The organism is Streptomyces sp. NPDC053431, from assembly GCF_044544925.1.
In the GTDB taxonomy this organism is placed as follows: Bacteria; Actinomycetota; Actinomycetes; order Streptomycetales; family Streptomycetaceae; genus Streptomyces.
Genome location: NZ_JBITXX010000004.1, coordinates 219,739 through 238,351, shown reverse-complemented (window position 1 = coordinate 238,351; position 18,613 = coordinate 219,739). Strand labels below are relative to the sequence as shown.

Sequence of the window (18,613 nt, the reverse complement as noted above, 5' to 3'; positions counted from 1 at the left end):
CCGACCCGAGGGGGGTGGGTGTGTCCGATCGTCCTGCCAACACACCCGACATTCCACGCAGTTCACGGATGACCGAGCTCGCGGCGGCGGACCGACCGCTCCACGACCTCGCCGTCCGCCTGCTCGCCGTGGCCGAGCGGGGACTCCCGAAGATGCTCCTGCCGGAGGGGACGGGCTTCGTCTTCACCCGGGTCGGACACCCCGCCGGCCCCGGCGAATGGACCCTGGAACAGCGCGGCACCAGCATCCGCTACGCGGCGATCACCGCCCTCGGCGTGCGCTTCCTGCCCGTCGACCGGCAGCGCGCGGTCCTCGGCGGGCACACCGCCGAGGAGTTCACCGGCCTGCTCGTCGAGCGGCTCCCGGGGGTGCGCAACCTGGGCGACGCCGCGCTCGTCGCCTGGGCCGCCGCCGAGACCGGCCACCCCAAGCTGTCGGACGCGCTCGACCGGGTCGCCGCCCTCGACGTGCCCGGCCGCCCCCAGTACACCGTCGAGGCCGCCTGGGTGCTCTCCGCGCTCGCCGCCGCCCGCGGCACCCTCGACGTGGAGCAGCGCCTCGCCGCCGCCCGCGACCGGCTGCTGCGCGCCCGGATCGGCGACAGCCCGCTCTTCCCGCACGCCACGGGACCCGGCCTCAACGCCTGGTACCGCGACCACATCGGCTGCTTCGCCGACCAGACCTACCCGCTGCAGGCCCTCGCCCGCGCGCACGCCTCGGGCGACGACCCCGAGGCGCTCGCCGCCGCCGACGCCTGCGCCACCCGCATCTGCGCCCTCCAGGGCGACGGCGGACAGTGGTGGTGGCACTACGACGCCCGGCGCGGCACCGTCGTCGAGGGCTACCCCGTCTACAGCGTGCACCAGCACGCGATGGCGCCGACCGCGCTGCTCGACCTCGCCGAGGCCGGCGGCACCGACTTCGGCGAGCCGATCCGCCGCGGCCTGCGCTGGATGACCGAGGTCCCCGAACTCGCCCGGGCCGGCGCGTCCGAGCCGATGATCCTCGACGACCTCGGGGTCACCTGGCGCAAGGTCTACCGCGGCGACCCCAAGAAGGCGGTGCGCGCCGCCCGGGGCCTCTCCACCCGGCTGGTGCCCGGACTGCGGATCGGCGCGCTCGACTCCGTGTTCCGCCCCACGGCCGTGGACCGCGAGTGCCGGCCGTACGAGTTCGGCTGGATGCTCTTCGCCTGGCTCGGCTCGATCCGGGCCGGCGGGCCGCTCGGCGCCACCGCGGCCGGGGAGTCGAAGGTGACCGGGGACGGGGAGTCCGAGGCGAGGGCCACCGGGGCCGGGGAGTCCGAGCGGAAGGCCACGGCTTTCCGGACCGCCGACGAGACGGAGGCGGCCGACAGATGACCGCACGTCAGAACCTGTTCGGCGTCACCCTCGACGCGCTCACCATGGACCAGACCGTGGACCGCTGCCTCGCGGCCGTCCGCGCCGGCGAACGCCTGGAGATCGGCGTCGTCAACGCCGCCAAGCTGGTCAACATGCGCCGCGACCCCGCCCTCGCCCGGGCCGTCTCCGGCTGCGACCTGGTCCTCGCCGACGGCCAGGCCGTCGTGTGGGCGGGCCGGCTGCTCCGCCGCCCGCTGCCCGAACGCGTCGCCGGCATCGACCTGTTCATGCGGCTGCTCGGCGAGGCCGAGGCCGCCGGACACTCCGTGTACCTCCTCGGCGCCCGGCAGGACGTCCTGGACACGATGCTCCGGCGGATCGCCGTCCGCTTCCCCGGCCTGCGCGTGGCCGGCAGCCGCAACGGCTACTTCGACGACAGCGAGCAGCCCGCGATCGCCGACGCCATCGCCGCCAGCGGCGCGGACATGCTGTTCCTCGGCATGACCTCCCCCAAGAAGGAGATCTTCACCGCCGGCTACGGCGAGCGCAGCAAGGTGGCGCTCGTCCACGGCGTCGGCGGCTCCTTCGACATCCTGGCCGGCGTCACCCGGCGCGCCCCCGAACGCTGGCAGCGGCTCGGCCTCGAATGGCTCTACCGCGCCCTGCAGGAGCCGCGACGCCTGGGAAAGCGCTACCTCACCACCAACGTCTCCTTCGCCCTCATGACGGGCCGGGAGCTGCTCCGCCGCACGCCGGCACCGCCGATCAGCACCGCAAGCAGGGGGGAATCGTGATGCGCGTCGTCGTCGTGGGACAGGGATACGTCGGCCTGCCGCTCGCCGTCCGGGCCGCCGAGACCGGGCACGAGGTCATCGGCTACGACGTGGACACCGAGCGGGTGAAGAGCCTCGCGGCGGGGGAGTCGTACGTCGAGGACGTCTCCTCCGAGCGCCTCCGCGCCGCCCTCGAGGCCGGGACCTACCGCGCGAGCGACTCCGTACGGGACATCGGCGGCTTCGACGTCGCCGTCGTCACCGTGCCGACCCCGCTGCACGAGGGCACCCCCGACCTGCGCTACATCGAGGAGTCGGCCCGCACCCTGGCCCGCTACCTGCGCCCCGGGGCCACCGTCGTCCTGGAGTCGACCACCTACCCCGGCACCACCCAGGAGCTCTTCGGCCCCCTCCTGGAAGAGGGGTCCGGGCTCGTCGCCGGATCCGACTTCCACCTCGGCTACAGCCCCGAGCGGATCGACCCCGGCAACCCCGTCTGGGGCTTCGAGCAGACCCCTAAGGTGGTCTCCGGCGTGGACGCCGCCTCCCTCAAGGCCGTACGGGACTTCTACGACGGCCTGGTCGACACCACGGTGCCGGTCGGCTCGCCCAAGGAGGCCGAGCTCGCCAAGCTCCTGGAGAACACCTTCCGGCACGTCAACATCGCCCTGGTCAACGAGATAGCGATGTTCGCCCGCCACCTCGACATCGACGTGTGGCAGGCGATCGACGCCGCCTCCAGCAAGCCCTTCGGCTTCATGCGCTTCACCCCCGGACCGGGCGTCGGCGGCCACTGCCTGCCCATCGACCCCTCGTACCTGTCCTGGCGGGTGCAGCGAGAGCTCGGGCAGAGCTTCCGCTTCGTCGAGCTCGCCAACGACATCAACAACCACATGCCGGACTACGTGATCCAGCGCCTGGTCAGCGCCTTCAACACCCGCAGGCGGGCCGTGAACGGCTCCCGGATCCTGCTGCTCGGCCTCGCCTACAAGAAGAACACCGGCGACGCCCGCGAGTCGCCCGCCGTGCGGATCTCCCAACTCCTCCTGGACATGGGCGCCGAGGTGCGCGCCGCCGACCCCCACGTGGTCGAGGGCCACCGGGTCGACCGCCGGCTGGTCCGCGTGGAGCTCACCGAGGAGGAGCTCGCCGCCGCCGACGCGGTGGTGCTCATCACCGACCACGACGCCTTCGACTACGGCCTCGTCGAGGCCCACGCCGACTACGTACTCGACTGCCGGCGCCGGCTGAGCGGTCCCCGGATCGAGGTGCTCTGAACCGCATGACCGTCACCACCGTCCGCAGGATCCTCTGCGTCGCCGGCGCACGCCCCAACTACATGAAGATCAAACCGGTGATGGACGCCCTGGAGGCCCAGGGCGCCGAGGTGATCCTCGTCCACACCGGGCAGCACTACGACCCGGCCATGAACGACGTCTTCTTCCAGGACCTCGGCCTGCGCCCGCCCGACCACTTCCTCGGCGTGGGCTCCGGCAGCCACGCCACCCAGACCGGGCGGGTCATGGCCGCCTTCGAGCCCCTCGTCGAGGAACTCGCGCCGGACGTCGTGGTCGTGGTCGGCGACGTCAACTCGACGCTGGCCTGCGCCCTGGTCACGGCCAAGGGCGGCCCGCTGCTCGCGCACGTCGAGGCGGGCCTGCGCAGCCGCGACTGGTCCATGCCCGAGGAGGTCAACCGGGTCGCCACCGACCGGATCAGCGACTACCTGCTGGCCCCGTCCCCCGACGCCGCCGACAACCTGCGTGCCGAGGGCTATCGGGACGACCAGATCCACGTCGTGGGCAACGTCATGATCGACACGCTCTTCGCCAACCTGGAACGGGCGAAGGAGTCCCGCACCTTGGCCGAACTCGGTCTGGACACCGGGGCGTACGGCCTCGTCACCCTGCACCGGCCCGCCAACGTCGACGACCCCGAGATCCTCGCCGGCCTCCTCAAGGGCCTCGGCGAGGTCGCCGCCCACTGCCCGCTCGTCCTGCCCGTGCACCCGAGGGCCGCCGACCGGCTGAACGCGCTCGGGGTGCCCGGCGGCATCCGGCTCGTCCCGCCCGCCGGCTACCTCGACTTCATCGCCCTGCAGGCCGGCGCCCGGATCGTGCTCACCGACTCCGGCGGGGTCCAGGAGGAGACCACCGCCCTCGGCGTGCCCTGTGTGACGCTCCGGGACAACACCGAGCGCCCGATCACCGTCGAACAGGGCACCAACGTCCTGGCCGGCCGCGACCCGGCCCGGATCGTCGCCACCGCCGTGCGGCTCCTCGACGAACCGCCGCCGCCCCGTCGCCCCGAACTGTGGGACGGGCACGCGGGCGAACGCATCGCCCGGGTGCTCCTGGACGGCGGAACGGCGGCCGAGCGCGCCCGGCCCACCGACCACCCCCGCCCCACGGACCACCGCTGACCGTCACCGGGCACCACCGGCGGCACGTCACACCGCAGAACGTCGCACGTGGTGATCGCGAAGGGCTCACGTCCGCTCGCGATCCCACCTATCCTCATCTGCGGCAAGGCAGTTGAGCAGCCGCCGATCAGGGGCGCGCAAGGGGGAACGCCATGGACCTCGCAGAGATCTTCCGGGTCATGTGCCGGCGGTGGTACGTCCTCGTGCCCGGGCTGCTGCTCACCGCCGGTCTGACGGTGGGCGCCTGGCTGCTCGTACCGGTCTCGTACGAGTCGCAGAGCACGGTCGCCATGCTCAACTCCCGCAAGGGCGCGGAGGCGGACGGCAATCCCTTCCTCAGCATGGAGCCCTCGCTCACCGGCATGGCCGACAGCCTCGCCCGCAACGTCAACTCCGACGCGTCGGCGGCCGAGCTGAAGGCCCAGGGGCTCACCGAGAAGTACGAGGCGAAGATCGCGGACAACGCGCAGGGGCCGCTGCTCTGGCTCACCGTGACCGGTGAGGACCGGGACGCGGTCCTCCAGGGCAACAAGACGCTGATGGCCTTCACCGCCCAGCGGCTCGAGGACCTGCAGGCGGAGCAGAAGGTGGCCCCGGAATCCATGATCCGGATCACCACCATCGTCCCGCCGCAGGATCCCGAGCCCAAGCTCAAGTCCAAGGTGCAGTACCTCGTCATGGCCGCGGGCCTCGGCATCGTGCTCAGCCTCGTGGGTACCTTCTTCGCCGAGGCGCGCCGCCGCGGCCGGACCCCGCGGAAGCACCGTCAGGATCCGGACACCGAGCGGTCCGGGTCCGCCCCCGGGCCCGAGGAGCGGCCCGCCCCGGTGGCGGCCGGCCCCGCCCGGCCGGCCGACCTGGGCGGTCACCTCACGGACGGCCTGCTGACCGGCACCGACGCCCCGGACGCCCAGGGCTCCCGCACCGCCCCCGAGCGCGACCGGTCCGAGCGCGACCGGTCCGAGGGCGACCGGTCCGAGGGCGACCGGTCCGAAGGCGCCCCGGAGCAGCAGCCCGACCAGCCCACCGTCCAGCTGCCCGTGCTGCCCGTCGCCGAGCGCCGCCCCGCCAAGCGGCCGCCGTCATGGGTGAAGTGACAAGGAGCCCCTCGATGGAGTCCGCACCCGCCGAGGGCGAGGCGTCCCTCGGCACCAAGGTCCGCTCGGCGACCCGGTGGAGCCTCGTCAACACCATGGTGATGCGGCTCGGCAACTTCGCCACCGGCATCGTCCTGGTCCGTTACGTGCTCGACCCGGCCGCCTGGGGCGTGTACGGCGTCGCCCAGACCGTCCTCATGGTCCTGCTCGCCGCCAACGAGCTGGGCGTCACACTGGCCGTCGTACGGTGGGACGGCGACGTACGGCGGTTCGCGCCGACCGTGCTCACCCTCGGCGCCCTGTCCAGCGGCCTGCTCTATCTCACGCTCTTCGTCTCCGCCCCGGCCGTCGCCGCGCTGCTCGGCTCCGGCGAGGCCACCGCCGTGCTCCGCGTCATGTGCCTGTGCCTGGTGCTCGACGGCCTGGCCCAGGTGCCCGCGGGCGTCCTCACCCGCGAGTTCCGGCAGGGCCGCCGGATGGTCGTCGACGCCCTCAACTTCGTCGTCAGCACCTCCGTCACCCTGATCCTCGCCCTCCGGGGCTGGGGCGCCATGAGCTTCGCCTGCGGAGCCGTCGCCGGCAACGTCGTGGCCCTCGTCGGCTGCGCCGTCGCCGCCCCGGGCATGCTGCGGTTCGGCTGGGACAAGGAGCAGGCCAGGGCACTGCTCCGGTTCGGCCTGCCCCTCGCCGGCGCCAGCCTGCTCTCCCTCGCCGTCGTCAACGCCGACGCCATGATCGTCGGCGCGGTCCTCGGCAACGTCGCCCTCGGCTTCTACATGCTCGCCTTCAACATGGCCGGCTGGCCCGTGCGGGTCATCTCCGAGACCGCCCGCCGGGTCTCCTTCGCCGGCTTCTCCCGCCTCGCCGGCGACCCGAAGGCCCTCTCCGAGGGCTTCGCCCGCGCCCTGGGCGTCCTCATGGCCGCCACCGTCCCGGCCTGCGTGCTGCTCGGCGCGCTCGCCGGACCGCTGGTCGAGCTCGTCTACGGCGCCAGGTGGCGGCCCGCGGCCGAGGCGCTGCCCTGGCTGATGGCCCTCGGGCTGGCCAGGATCGCCGCCGAGCTCACGTACGACTGCCTGGTCGCGATCGGCCGACGCCGATCGCTGCTGCTCATCCAGGGGCTCTGGCTGGTCACGCTGGTCCCCGTGCTGATCCTGGCGGCCCGCGCCGGGGGCATCGACACGGTCGCGGTCGGGCATGTCGTCGTCGCCGGCGTGATCGTCCTGCCCGCCTTCCTCGTGGCCCTGCGCCGCGGCGGCATCGCGGTCCGCGCCCTCGCCCGGGTCTGCGTCCGCCCGGTCCTCGGCGGGGCCGTGCTGGGGGTCCTGCTGGTCCTGCTGCGGCAGCGCCTCGGCGAGGGCCTCGTGGCCCTGTGCGCCACGAGCGTCGTCGGGCTCGTGGCTTACGGGCTGTGCGTGCTGCCCGGCCGCACACTGGTGCACGGCGCACTCGCCCGGCGGAGCCGGAGCCGGGCCGACGAGCGGCCTGCGGTGGACGCCGAGCGCGCCGTCCCCTCCGTACCGGCGCAGAAGCGGCCGGCCGCGCCGGCCCGTGAGCGATGAGGTGAGTCCCCTGGCCCGATCCGGCCGCCGGAAGGTCCTCGGCGCGGCGCTGCTCGCCGCCGTCCTGCTGTTCTCGCTGTTCACCTTCACCGGGCTCGGCCAGCAGGCGCTGTGCCTGGGGGGCGCGGCGCTGTGCGACTCGCGGGCGATCACCGCGCCCGGGGCCGACGGCACGCCCGGCGCGTCCGCCGGCACCGCGGACGGCAAGCCGCGCGCGCCGAAGGGCTGCGCGCGCCCCCGGGACTGCGGCTACCCCGACGCGAGCACCACCGGCCCGCGGATCGCCACCCTGACCCCGCAGAGCACCGGCAACGCCGCCATCCGCACCGACGGCACGGTCATCCGCGGCTGGGACATCACCGGCTCCCTCGACATCTACGCCAACGACGTCACCGTCGTCGACAGCCGCATCACCTCGACCAACTGGTGGGGGATCAACCTGCGCCCGGGCTACTCGGGACTCCGCGTCCTCCACACCACCATCACCGCCGTGCCCGGCAAGGGCCCGAACAACGGCGGTTCGGACTACGCGGTGTCCAACATGAGCACCAGCTCGATCGAGGTCGGCCACTGCGACATCTCCGTCTTCGGCGACGCCCTGTCCATGGGCCAGGGCCATCTGCACGACAACTACGTGCACGACGTCACCCCGTTCAAGAACCTCGACGGCGAGTGGCAGCACACCAACGCGGTGATCAGCAACGGCGGCGGCAAGGGCAAGCTGATCATCCGGCACAACACGCTGCTCAACCCGACCCCGGTCGAGAAGGGCGCCTCCGCCGCGATCGGCCTGTTCGCCGACAGCGCGCCCGTCTCCCACACCGTCGTCGACGACAACTGGCTGGCCGGCGGCGCCTACACGCTCTACGCGGGCGGCAAGGACTCCACCGGCATCGAGGTCACCGACAACGTGTTCTCGCCCCAGTACTACCCGGCCGGCGGCCGGTACGGCGCCGTCGCCTACTGGAACCCGGCCGGCAAGGGCAACGTGTGGCGCGGCAACCGGATGGCGGACGGCACACCCGTCGTCCCGGCCCAGCCCTGACCGTACGAGATCCGCGACCCACGAGATCAGCAGATCGGCAGATCAGCAGATCGGCTGATAAATCCCCACTCTCCGCATAGGGTTGGGCCCGACCCCACCCTTTCTTCGAACCCCAGGTGGTTGATGCGATGTCCGGCATCCGTGCCCTCCGCAATCGTTTCGTCGACGCGCCCGACTCGCTCGGCGAACGATTCCGCGCGGCCCGCTGGGAGCGGTTCCGCAACTGCTTCCCCGCCATCGCCGACCTGCGCGTCGTCGACCTCGGCGGCACGGCCGACAACTGGCTGCGCTCCCCGCTGCGGCCCAAGCACGTGCACCTGGTGAACCTGGAGGCGCACCCCGCGGACCTGCCCGACTGGATCAGCGCCGAGATCGCCGACGTCACGGACCCCGCGATCCCGGACTCCCTCGGGCAGTTCGACCTCGTCGTCTCCAACTCGACCATCGAGCACGTCGGCGGCCACGCCCAGCGGCGCCGCTTCGTCACGGCCATCGAGAAGCTGGCCCCGCTGCACTGGGTGCAGACGCCCTACCGCTACTTCCCGGTGGAGCCGCACTTCCTCGCCCCCGGCTTCCAGTTCCTGCCGCTCGCCGCCCAGGCCAAGCTCGTACGCCACTGGCCGCTCACCCACAGCCGCCCCGGCACACCGGAGGAGGGCATGGACGCGGTCATCAACATCGAGCTGCTCACCCGCGCCGAGATGCGCTACCTCTTCCCCCGGTCCGTGATCCTCAGCGAGCGGGTGGCCGGGCTCACCAAGTCGCTGACGGCCGTCCGCACCCGGCCCTGATGCGCGGCCTGCCGCGCCGGGTCCTGCGCGCGCCCTGGGAGCTGCTGAAGCGGCGCTTCGGGTGGCTCGTCCTGTACGAGCTGCGCAACAAGGTCCTGCTCGCGCCGACCGCCCGGCGGCTGCGCCGGGTCGAGGACGCGGAGACCGCCCGGCTCGCGCGCGACCTCGGCCGGCGCCCGACGGCCCGGGTGGCGACCGTCATCGCCACCCACCGGCGCCCCGAGGCGCTGCTGCGGGCGGTGTGCTCGGCCCTGGAGCAGTCCGTGCGCGACCAGGTCGTCATCGTCGTCGACGACGGCGCGGGGCTCCCGGAACTCCCCGCCGACCCACGGCTCTTCGCCGTCTCCCTGGCCCGGAACACCGGGGTGGCGGGGGTCGTGCGCAACGTGGGCATCCGGCTGACCGACTCGGCCTACGTCGCCTTCCTCGACGACGACAACCTGTGGGAGCCGGACCACCTCCAGGAGGCGCTGACCGCCCTGGAGGCGCCCGACGGCCCCGACGGCGTCTACACGGCGCTGCGGCGGGTCCGGCCGGACGGCACCGCCATGGACGTGCTGTCGGTGCCCTACGACCGGCGCAGGGCCGCGCACGAGGCCTTCCTCGACACCAACGCCTTCGTCGCCCGCCGGGTCCCCGCCCTGCGCTTCAGCCGGCTGCGGCGCACCCCCGAGGTGCTGCCCCGCGAGGACTGGGAGCTGATCCGCCGCTACGGCCGGACGCACCGGGTCGCCCATCTCGCCCGGCCCACCGTGCGCTACCTGGTCAACCCGGGGAGCTTCTACACCTCGTGGCGGGACTGAGGCCGCCCCAGCAGGGCCGCCACGGCGGCGCGCGCGGGCTCCCGCCCGAGCGCCGCCCGGGACAGCTCCCGCAGCAGCACCGCTCCGCGGAAGGCCGCCGTGGCGGCGAGACCGTGCCGGCGCCGGTAGAGGCGCACCCGGTTCACCACGAGCAGCGACCACAGGCGCGGCGAGACCCGTGAGTCGCCGCCGAGGTGGGTCGCCCGCGCGGAGGGCTCCAGGCGCGTGCTCAGACCGAGGTCCCCGGCCCGCAGGCAGTACTCCGTCTCCTCCGAGTAGAGGAAGAAGGACTCGTCCCACGGCCCGCAGGCCGCCACGCACTCGCGCGACAGCGCCATCAGCGCGCCGGTGGCCCAGTCCGCCGTCGTCGGTCCCGCGTAGGCGGCCGGGGCGGTGACCAGCTCGCTCAGGCGCGGGAACCGGCCGGCCCTGCGGTTGCCGAGCACCGCCTCGCCGAGGGCACGGGTCAGGCTGGACTCGCGGCGCAGGGAGTGGACGAGGGCGCCGTCCTCCTCGTACAGGAGCGGCACCGAGATCCCGACCCGCGAGCCGTCCGGCAGGGGAGAGCCGAGGGCCTCGACCAGGGTGGCGGCGCAGCCCTCGCCCATCCGGATGTCGGGGTTGCAGATCAGGACGGCGCGGTAGCCGTCCTCCCAGGCGTCGGCGGCGCGCAGGGCGGCGTTGACGCCGAAGGCGTAGCCGCCGTTGCGGCCGGTCTCCACGACCGTGGCCTCGGGCGCGAGCTCGCGCACCACGGCGACGGTGCCGTCCGAGGAGGCGTTGTCGGCGACGACGAGCCGCCAGTCCAGGCCCTTCATCCCCGCCGGGAGCGAGTCGAGGAAGCCGGGCAGCACCTCCGCGCTGTTCCAGGTGACGACGAGGACGGCCACCGGGCCGACCGCGGAAGCGGGCTGATGCGGCATCAAATCTCCACGAGGCGTTCGGAGTCGGGGGTACGCGGGCGCGCCGGGGGCGCCGCGGCCGTGCGGTGCCCGGACGCCGCCGGCGCGGCGGCTCCGGCCGCCTCGCGCCGTACGAAGCCGAGGCAGCTGCCGCCCGCGCCGAGGAGCAGGAAGAACACGCCCGCGAACATGGGGAAGCTGAGGGTGTCGAAGGTGGCGCTGATCACCAGGGCCACGGTCGCCGAGGCGAAGAAGGCCTGGCCGAGCTCCCGGTCCGACTCGCTCCGGGCGAGCCGCCGGATCGAACCGCCCTGGTGCACCCCGGTCAGACCGAGCAGCAGCAGACAGGCGACCCCGAGGGCGCCCAGCTCGGCGACGGTGAGCAGGTACTGGTTGTCGGTGAAGAAGTAGCGCTCGGGCGTGAAGGTGCCGAAGCCCCGGCCGAACACCGGATCCTGCACGAAGTACTCGTAGATCTTCGGGTACTTGACGGTGCGGGCCTGGGTGCTGCTGTCCGCGTTGTTGAGGCTGCCCGAGAACAGCCCCGTGATGGTGCCGATCAGGCCCGGCACCAGGACCTTGAACACCGCGACCGAGCCGAACAGGATGCCGATCGCCGTCCAGCGCCGCTCGGGCTTCCAGCGCGGCACCATCACCAGCGCGACCACGACGATCCCGATGATCGAGGTCCGCGAGACCGTCAGCGGAAGGCCGCCGCCGAGGAGCACCACCGGCGCCCAGCGCCGGTACGCCCGCAGGTGCCGGCGGGCCGGATCGAAGGCGTACCAGACCGCGAACGGCAGCAGGATCGCCAGCATGCCGCTGAACTCCAGCGGATGGGCGGTCAGCGAGCGCGGCCGGGTGAAGGAGCCGCGGTCCATGACGTTCACGCTCGCGGTGCTGGAGTTGAGTCCCGGGATGCGCAGCGAGTCGGCGATGTTGGTCCCGGTGAAGAAGTCGTACAGGCCCAGCGCGGCGACCACCGTGCCCATCACGACGAGCCGCCCCAGCAGCACGTTCAGTCGCTCGCGGTCCTGGATCGCGGCCGTCGTCAGGACGACCAGCGACACCCAGACGAGGAGCACGATCAGGCCCCGGTCGGCTGCCAGGATCTCCTTCTGGTTGCTGATCCGGTCCTGGTTGGCGATGTACGAGAGCAGGACGGCGACGCCGACCACCAGCATCACGGTCCGCATCGTGCGGGTGCCGGGCGCCGGGGCGATCCGGCCGCTGCACCAGGTCGCCAGGTACCAGAAGAGCCCGAGCAGCGCGAAGACGTTCGCCGGGGTGCCGGCCCCGCCCAGGGCGGGCAGCGCCAGGTTCGACGGCAGGAACAGCGCGAGCGCCAGATAGCCGGTCAGCACGGCGGTGGCGTCGAGCGGCCGGGTGAGCAGCCGGCGCAGCCGGCCCGCCCCGGGCCGGGGCGCCGGGGGAGCGGGGTGCGGGTCCGGCAGGCCCCGGGCGCGGCGGCGGGCCCCCGCCCAGGTCTCCACCAGGAACGAGAGCAGGAAGGCGCCGGTGATCCCGAACACCACGACCGCGGCGACCTTCTGGTAGCGGGACTTCGGCTGCGAGACCGGCTTCTGCGGCGGCACGATCCGCGCCGACTGCACGTAGTAGCCGTCCGGCACCCGGGCCTGCTTCTGCAGGACCTGGAGCTGCTCGGCGGCGTAGTCCGTGATCTTCCGGGTCTCGTCGAGCACCTTCGCGCGGTCCTCGCCCTTGACCGTGAGGGTGAGCAGCGGGCCCTCGGCCTTGGCGGCGAAGTCGACCGCGTACTCGTCGGTGATGCCCTGCCCCTGCAGCGTCCGCGCCGTCTCCGGCGCCTGCAGCGCCCGGATCAGCACGTCGGCCGTGCCGATCAGCGAACCGCTCGCGTACGCCAGCGGATTGCCGTAACTCGGGGCCGGCCTGGCCACCCGGCTGGAGTTGAGCAGGGCCAGCTGGCTCTGCGACTCGTACGTCACGGGCACCGTCGTGTACAGATAGCCGCCCGCGACCAGACCGAGCAGGGTCAACGGCACCATCACGTACCAACGCCTGCACAGCACACGGAAGATCTCGGCGATGCTCACGAACCCTCCCCCGGTTCCCCTCGGTGCTGCCAGTATCGGTGCTGATGGAAAGAGACGTGCTGACTCCCGAGGGACTTGCCGGCGTGCTGCTGCGCCGCTGGTACGTCCTGGTCCTCGCCGCGCTCGTCACCGGCGTCGCCTGCTACCCGGCGCTGCGGCCCGCGCCGCGCTACCAGAGCTCCGCGGTGCTCGTGGTGAAGCCGCCGCGCACCGACAACCAGCCCAACCAGCTGACCAACCTCCAGCCCTCGCTGGCCATGGTCAGCTTCGCGGTGGTCCAGCAGCTCCAGTCGCCCGCCGGGCGCGCCGAGTTGCGCGAGGCGGGGGTGCGCGGCACCTACCGGATCACCCCCCGCAACAGCGGCACCAGCGCCACCCCGTACTACTCGATCCCCACCCTGCAGATCGAGGCCGAGCAGTCCGCGCCCGAGGCGGCCGACCGCACGGTCCAGGCGATCATCGCGGTCTACGGCCGGCATCTGAGCGCCCTCCAGACCGCTCAGGGCGTGCCGGCCGCGACGCTGCTCACCGTCGACCTGGTGAACCGCCCCGGCACCGTCGCCCTGCCCCCCAACCGGTCCCGGGCCTTCGCCGGGGTGGGCGCGCTCGGCACCCTCACGGGCGTCATGTCGGCGCTGTGGGTCGAGCGGTACGCGACGGCACGGCGCCGCCGACGCTCCGACGCGGAGACCCCCGGGACCCCGGACGACCCGGACACGGCGGAGGCCCCGGAGCTCAGTGCGCGGCACCGTACTCGGTGAGACGCCCGTCCCGCTCCTCGTACAGCTCGCCCGTCTCCGGGCACTCCCAGATCCCCGGGCGCTCCGGGTGCGCGGTCAGCCGGACGCCCGCCTTGCCGACCCAGCCCGCCTGCCGGGCGGGCACGCCCATCACCAGGGCGAAGTCGGGGACGTCGGCCGTCACCACCGAGCCGGCCGCGACCAGCGCCCAGCGCCCGATGCTGACCGGGGCCACGCACACCGAGCGCGCGCCGACGGCGGCGCCGTCGCCGATCCGGACGGCCACCGGCTCCCAGTCGCCGCCGCGCTTGAGCCTGCCGTCGGGGTCCACGGCCCGCGGGTTGTGGTCGTTGGTGAGGACCACGGACGGGCCGACGAAGACCCCGTCGCCGAGCACCGCGGGCTCGTACACCAGGGCGTAGTTCTGCAGCTTGCAGTTGTCGCCGATGGTCACACCGGGCCCGACGTAGGCTCCCCGGCCCACCACGCAGTTCTCGCCCAGGCGGGCGTCCTCGCGGATCTGGGCGAGCTCCCACACGCTGCTGCCGGCGCCGACCACGGCCTTCTCGTCGACCTGAGCGGTGGGCTGGACCCGGTAGTTCACGGACGTACCTTTCGTTCGGAGATCGGAGATCGGAGGGGGACGGGGGAGTGATCAGATCCCGCGCCGCTTCCACGACTGCCACCAGAACCACTCGCGGGCCCGCTCGGCCACCGCCGAGAGGACGAGCGGCTGGAGGTACGGCATGACGCGGGCGCCGATCCGGCGCCGCAGCCGCAGCGCCCGGTACTCCGGCAGCGCCTCGACGTCGGGCCGGCAGGCGCGGGCGAAGTCCACGAGCTCGTCCACGGGCACGACGTCCGTCCGCCCCCGGTCGTACGCCCGGTAGGCCCGCCGCAGCGCCTGCCGGGCCAGCCGGGTGTCGACCAGACCGGCCAGCCGGTCCGCCTGCGGGAGGAGGTCGCCGCACTTGGCGAGGACCGAGGTGAACGCCACCCGCCGCTGCCGGATGTCGTCGAGCTGGCCGCCGAAGTCCGTGGTGGACATGTTGTCGCCGTGCACGCGGTAGAAGGCCTGGTCCGCCCCGCGGACGTAGCCGACGTCCGCGTGGGCGGCCAGCCGCATCCACATCTCGATGTCGCCGGCGTGCGGAAGGTCGGGGTCGTAGCCGCCCACCTTCTTCTGCAGGCTGGTGCGGACCACGACCTCGGGTGAGGTGATGCAGCCCGTGCCCTCCCGGAAGCGCCGCTCCAGCCACCAGTGGCCGGGGTAGACCACGGAGCCGGTGCTCCGGGTGCGGGCCGCCGGCAGCGGCCCGCCGTGCCGGAACCGGAGCGGCCTGCCGTAGGCGAAGCCCGCCTCCGGGTGGGCGTCGAGCAGGGCCGCGGCCCGCACGAGCGCCCCGGGGACCAGCCTGTCGTCGGCGGACAGCAGCACGACGTAGTCGCCGTCCGCCCACTCCAGGAGGCCCTCGTTGTAGGTGGCGATATGGCCCTTGTTGCGCTCGTGGACCCGCACCTCGATCCTCGGGTCGGAGGCGGCCAGCTTCCTGGCCACCTCCGCCGAGTCGTCGGGCGAGGCGTCGTCGATGATCAGCACCCGCACGTCGAGGCCGGGCTGTTCGTCGAGCACGCTGCGTACGCAGTCGGCCAGGAAGTGGCCGTACTTGTAGCAGGGGATCACGACGCTGACAGAGCTCATGTGGTGCGTTCCCCGTTTTCGGTCAGGTGGATCGGGTGGTTCGGATGGATCGGGTGGTTCGGACGGTTCGTCCGGTCGGCCGGGTCAGCCGGTCGTGAAGACCGGGCCGACCCAGTAGTTGGTGGAGTTGTAGGAGCCGTTCGGGAAGGCGCTGGTGGCGCCGTACCGGTAGAGGCCGTTGGCGTTGCCGCTCGTGTCGGCGGGCGCCGACAGCGGGTAGTTCAGGTGGGTGCCCGTGAAGTACGCCGGATCCGAGGCGTAGTTGCCGTTCGGGGCGTGGTACGAGGCCACGTACGTGGTGCCGGCCGTGATGTTCACCGGGGTGGCGAAGGTCAGCGTCTGCCAGCCGGTGGCCGTCTCGCCGCCGAAGGTGCCGGTGGCGAGCAGGGTGCCGTCGGCGGCCCACAGGCTGCCGGTGTGGGTGCCGGTGTTGGTGGCGCCCTTGTAGAACGTGACGCCGGTGACCTTGCCGTCGACCGAGGACTGGAAACGGGTGCCCAGCTCCAGGGAGTTGGGGTCGCCGGTCACCGCGGTCTGCGCCGGCACGGTCTGCGCGCTCCACAGGGTGCAGGGGCACGAGGTCGGCGGCGGGGTCGCGCTGGTCGTGAAGGTCCACGTGACCGGGTCGGCCATCGCGTTGCCCCACAGGTCCGCGGCCTGCACGGAGGCCGTGTACGTGGTGCCCAGCGCCAGCTGGCTGTTGAGGGTGAACGCCGCGGTCTTCCCGTCGCCGTCGAGCGTGGCCCGGCCGGGGACGGCCGCCCCGCCGGGGCCCCGCACGGTGAACACCAGGGTGCCGCTGTCGATGCTCTGGTTGAAGGTGGCGGACAGCGGGGCCGTGATCGCCACGCCGGTCGCGCCGGGGGCCGGGGTGCGGCCGGTGACGGTCGGCGGCACGGTGCTGGCCGAGCCGGTCTCCAGGACGGCGTCCACCCAGTAGTTGCTGCCCGAGGCCGCCTGGTTCGGGAAGCCGCTGGTGGAGCCGTACCGGTAGACGCCGTTGCCGCCGTCGGTGCCGGACTGCAGCGCCGTCAGCGGCGCGAGGCCCGCGGCCTTGTCGGTGAAGTAGTGCGCGTCGTAGGAGTATCCGCCGTTCGGCGCGAAGTACGAGGCGATGTACGTGGTGTTGGCCTTCACCGGGACCGGGCTCGCGAACTTCAGCTCCTGCCAGCCGGACGCGGTCTCGTTGGCGAACGTGCCGGTCGCGAGGAGCTGGCCGGTCGAGGACCAGAGGCTGCCCTTGTGCGTACCGGTGTTGGCGCTCGACTTGTAGAAGCGGACGCCGGTGATCGTGCCGGGGACCGAGCTGCGGACCTTCACGCCGAGCTCGACGGAGCTGCCGTCACCGCCGTTCGGCTTCGCCGGGGCGGCCGTCGCCGGCCACACCGTGCACGGGCACTGCTGCTGGGCCACGGTCAGCGGGATGGTGGTGACGGCGCCGATGTTGACGCTGTCGTCGACGGCGCGGACCTTCAGCTGGACCGGTCCCTCCGCCAGCGGGGTCCACTTGTAGCTCCAGGAGCCGTTGCCCTCGGCCGCCTTCCAGGTGGTGCCGCCGTCGGTGGAGACCTCCACGCGGGCGACCACGCCGCCGCCCGCGTCGGTGGCGGTACCGGTGACGGTGATCTGGCGCAGGGCCGGGACGGAGGCGTTGGCGGCCGGGCTGGTGACGGTGACGGCAGGCCCGGTGGTGTCGGTGGAGGCGGTGGCCGTGACGAGTCCGGACTGGAGGGACTTCGGCTGGATGCCCATGTCGGCCAGGATGTTCACGGTGGCCTGCTGCATCCGCTTGTCCTCGGTGACCACGCCGCCGTTCGGGTCGGCCGTCGGGACGTTGGTCAGACCCCAGGACCACTGCACGGTCCCGGTGCCGAACACCAGGGCGTTCGAGGTCGGGTCACGGAACGCGACGAGGCTGTGGGTCGCGGTGCCGTTGCCGTAGTAGTTGCCCCAGTCGAGCAGGTAGTTGCCGTCGTTGATGTCGACGGTGGTGGAGGAGAGCCTGATCTGCCCGGACGGCCGGGAGGCGTTCTCGATGTCGCTGTCCCACTCGTAGCCGAGGGTGCCCTGCGGGAAGGTGGCGACCTGGTTGCCGGTCAGCCCCGCGACCGTGGTGTTGCGCCACAGCCGCATCTTCGCGAAGGCGGCGGGCACGGTGATGGCGTCGTTGCGCGGGCCGTTCACCTGGAACAGCGAACCCGTGAGGATGTTCTGCGGCCGGTAGGGCTCGCCCTCCTTGGTGCTGTCCGGGTCCATCCAGGTACCCGTCCACACGTTGCTCGGGTCGGCGACACCGTTCGGCGTCGGGAACTTGAGCTTGGTCTCCTTGTAGCAGACCAGCGTCCGGTTCGCGGTGTTGTTGCCGTCGATGCTGGGTTCGAGCCGGGTCTTCCAGAAGACCTCGTTGCCGGCGAAGTACGTCTGGTGCTGGCCCGCCTTGCGCGCGTTGAGCACGTTGGTGAACTGCTCCTGCGTCCAGTACTCGTCGTGCCCCTGCGACATGAACATCTTGTGGTTCGCGAGCAGCGCGGCACCCCGGGTGGCCGTGTCCAGGCCGGAGACGTAGCTCAGGTCGTAGCCGTTGCGCTCCAGCCACGAGATCATCTCGTACTCGGAGCCGTAGATGCCGTTCTCGCCGCCGATGTCCATCGGGCGGTTGTAACTGACCTTGTACGCCCGCCCGTCGGGCGCCGGACCCTGACCGTCGTAGAGGTTGGTGCCGCCCCAGTCGTTGTACGCCTGCCAGGTCTGGTCCGAGGTCTGCACGACGATCTCGGAGTGGCCGGCGTCGTTGCGCACCACGAAGGGGTACGGCATGAGGCCGTTGCCGTCGGCCTGGTCGAAGTTGGCCACGTAGAGACCCGAGACCGCGTCGTTCGGCACCGTCCAGCTCACCGTGGTGGGCCAGTTGCCGCAGTCCATCAGGCCCGTCGGCTGGTCCTTCACGCAGCTGGGACGCTGCGAGAGATAGGTGGCGGGGTACGTCTGGGAGGCCTGCGCCGCGGTGGAGACCAGCCGCGCGCCGTCACCGCCGTACCAGCCCAGCCGGTAGATCCGCACGTGGTAGGCGGAGGGGGACTGGACCTTGAACTGGAGGGTCTCCCCGGCCTGGAGGCTCATCTTGGTGGGGAATCCCGCGATGTCGCCCCAGGAGCTGCCCGCGAACCAGTCGGACATCGGCGTGCCCGGCTTGGAGTTCTCGCAGACGATGGGATTGCTGCCCGTTCCGCAGGGATCGGCGAGCGCGCTCGCCTCTCCGCCCGGCGGCAAGAAGATTGCTGTCAGCGCCGCGGCCAGGGCGAACACGGCGCCTCTGACCCGACGGAAGTGGTTCTGCATCGCTGTACCTTTCACGGGC

At 72.7% G+C, this 18,613-nt stretch carries 15 protein-coding genes; 10 read left to right on the top strand and 5 right to left on the bottom strand.

The genetic code is table 11. The annotated features are described in order from the left end of the window. Positions 1-68: 68 nt before the first annotated feature. From ACIGXE_RS13760 to ACIGXE_RS13720, 9 genes are all read left to right on the top strand, one after another. A complete protein-coding gene (locus tag ACIGXE_RS13760) occupies positions 69-1,361 on the top strand; it encodes a hypothetical protein (RefSeq protein ID WP_399746769.1) in 1,293 nt (430 codons plus the stop codon). Continuing rightward, on the top strand, positions 1,358-2,137 hold the full coding sequence (locus tag ACIGXE_RS13755; protein ID WP_399746767.1) for a WecB/TagA/CpsF family glycosyltransferase: 780 nt from the start codon (positions 1,358-1,360) through the stop codon (positions 2,135-2,137). Before ACIGXE_RS13760 ends, ACIGXE_RS13755 begins: the two co-directional genes overlap by 4 nt. Beyond that, positions 2,137-3,393 carry a nucleotide sugar dehydrogenase gene (locus ACIGXE_RS13750; RefSeq protein WP_399746765.1) on the top strand — a complete coding sequence of 419 codons (1,257 nt, stop codon included), beginning with the start codon at positions 2,137-2,139 and terminating at the stop codon, positions 3,391-3,393. Before ACIGXE_RS13755 ends, ACIGXE_RS13750 begins: the two co-directional genes overlap by 1 nt. Positions 3,394-3,398: 5 nt before the next feature. After that, positions 3,399-4,538, top strand: coding sequence for a non-hydrolyzing UDP-N-acetylglucosamine 2-epimerase (wecB, locus tag ACIGXE_RS13745; RefSeq protein WP_399746764.1), 1,140 nt, complete (start codon positions 3,399-3,401; stop codon positions 4,536-4,538). Positions 4,539-4,690: 152 nt separating this feature from the next. Beyond that, on the top strand, positions 4,691-5,635 hold the full coding sequence (locus ACIGXE_RS13740) for a chain length determinant protein (RefSeq protein WP_399746762.1): 945 nt from the start codon (positions 4,691-4,693) through the stop codon (positions 5,633-5,635). Between the two features lie 14 nt (positions 5,636-5,649). Beyond that, positions 5,650-7,197 (top strand): oligosaccharide flippase family protein, encoded by a 1,548-nt coding sequence (locus ACIGXE_RS13735; protein ID WP_399746760.1) that lies wholly within the window; start codon positions 5,650-5,652, stop codon positions 7,195-7,197. A gap of 1 nt (position 7,198) precedes the next feature. Beyond that, entirely contained in the window at positions 7,199-8,242 is a 1,044-nt protein-coding gene (locus tag ACIGXE_RS13730) for a hypothetical protein (protein ID WP_399746758.1), read from the top strand. Positions 8,243-8,370: 128 nt separating this feature from the next. After that, complete coding sequence (locus ACIGXE_RS13725) at positions 8,371-9,033, top strand: class I SAM-dependent methyltransferase (protein ID WP_399746756.1); 663 nt, start codon at positions 8,371-8,373, stop codon at positions 9,031-9,033. Further along, complete coding sequence (locus ACIGXE_RS13720) at positions 9,033-9,836, top strand: glycosyltransferase family 2 protein (protein WP_399746754.1); 804 nt, start codon at positions 9,033-9,035, stop codon at positions 9,834-9,836. The genes ACIGXE_RS13725 and ACIGXE_RS13720 overlap by 1 nt, the downstream gene beginning before the upstream one ends. On the opposite strand, the gene ACIGXE_RS13715 is transcribed toward ACIGXE_RS13720, so the two are convergent. Together ACIGXE_RS13715 and ACIGXE_RS13710 are read right to left on the bottom strand one after the other, a co-directional pair. Further along, the gene (locus ACIGXE_RS13715; RefSeq protein WP_399746752.1) at positions 9,815-10,759 is read right to left on the bottom strand and encodes a glycosyltransferase family 2 protein; all 945 of its coding nucleotides are present in this window, start codon (positions 10,757-10,759) and stop codon (positions 9,815-9,817) included. The two genes, ACIGXE_RS13720 and ACIGXE_RS13715, sit on opposite strands and share 22 nt — an antisense overlap. Next, a complete protein-coding gene (locus ACIGXE_RS13710; RefSeq protein ID WP_399746750.1) occupies positions 10,759-12,813 on the bottom strand; it encodes an O-antigen ligase family protein in 2,055 nt (684 codons plus the stop codon). Before ACIGXE_RS13710 ends, ACIGXE_RS13715 begins: the two co-directional genes overlap by 1 nt. 56 nt (positions 12,814-12,869) lie before the next feature. On the opposite strand from ACIGXE_RS13710, the gene ACIGXE_RS13705 reads away from it, so the two are divergent. Next, positions 12,870-13,574: a hypothetical protein gene (locus tag ACIGXE_RS13705; RefSeq protein ID WP_399746748.1), complete on the top strand. Its 705-nt coding sequence runs from the start codon at positions 12,870-12,872 to the stop codon at positions 13,572-13,574. Here the strand turns inward: ACIGXE_RS13705 and ACIGXE_RS13700 are convergent. The 3 genes from ACIGXE_RS13700 to ACIGXE_RS13690 form a co-directional block, all read right to left on the bottom strand. After that, positions 13,549-14,157 carry an acyltransferase gene (locus ACIGXE_RS13700; protein ID WP_399746746.1) on the bottom strand — a complete coding sequence of 203 codons (609 nt, stop codon included), beginning with the start codon at positions 14,155-14,157 and terminating at the stop codon, positions 13,549-13,551. The genes ACIGXE_RS13705 and ACIGXE_RS13700 overlap by 26 nt on opposite strands. Positions 14,158-14,208: 51 nt before the next feature. Further along, on the bottom strand, positions 14,209-15,255 hold the full coding sequence (locus tag ACIGXE_RS13695; protein WP_399746744.1) for a glycosyltransferase family 2 protein: 1,047 nt from the start codon (positions 15,253-15,255) through the stop codon (positions 14,209-14,211). An 84-nt stretch (positions 15,256-15,339) separates the two neighbouring features. Then, on the bottom strand, positions 15,340-18,594 hold the full coding sequence (locus tag ACIGXE_RS13690; protein WP_399746742.1) for a DUF4082 domain-containing protein: 3,255 nt from the start codon (positions 18,592-18,594) through the stop codon (positions 15,340-15,342). Between the last annotated feature and the right edge of the window lie 19 nt (positions 18,595-18,613).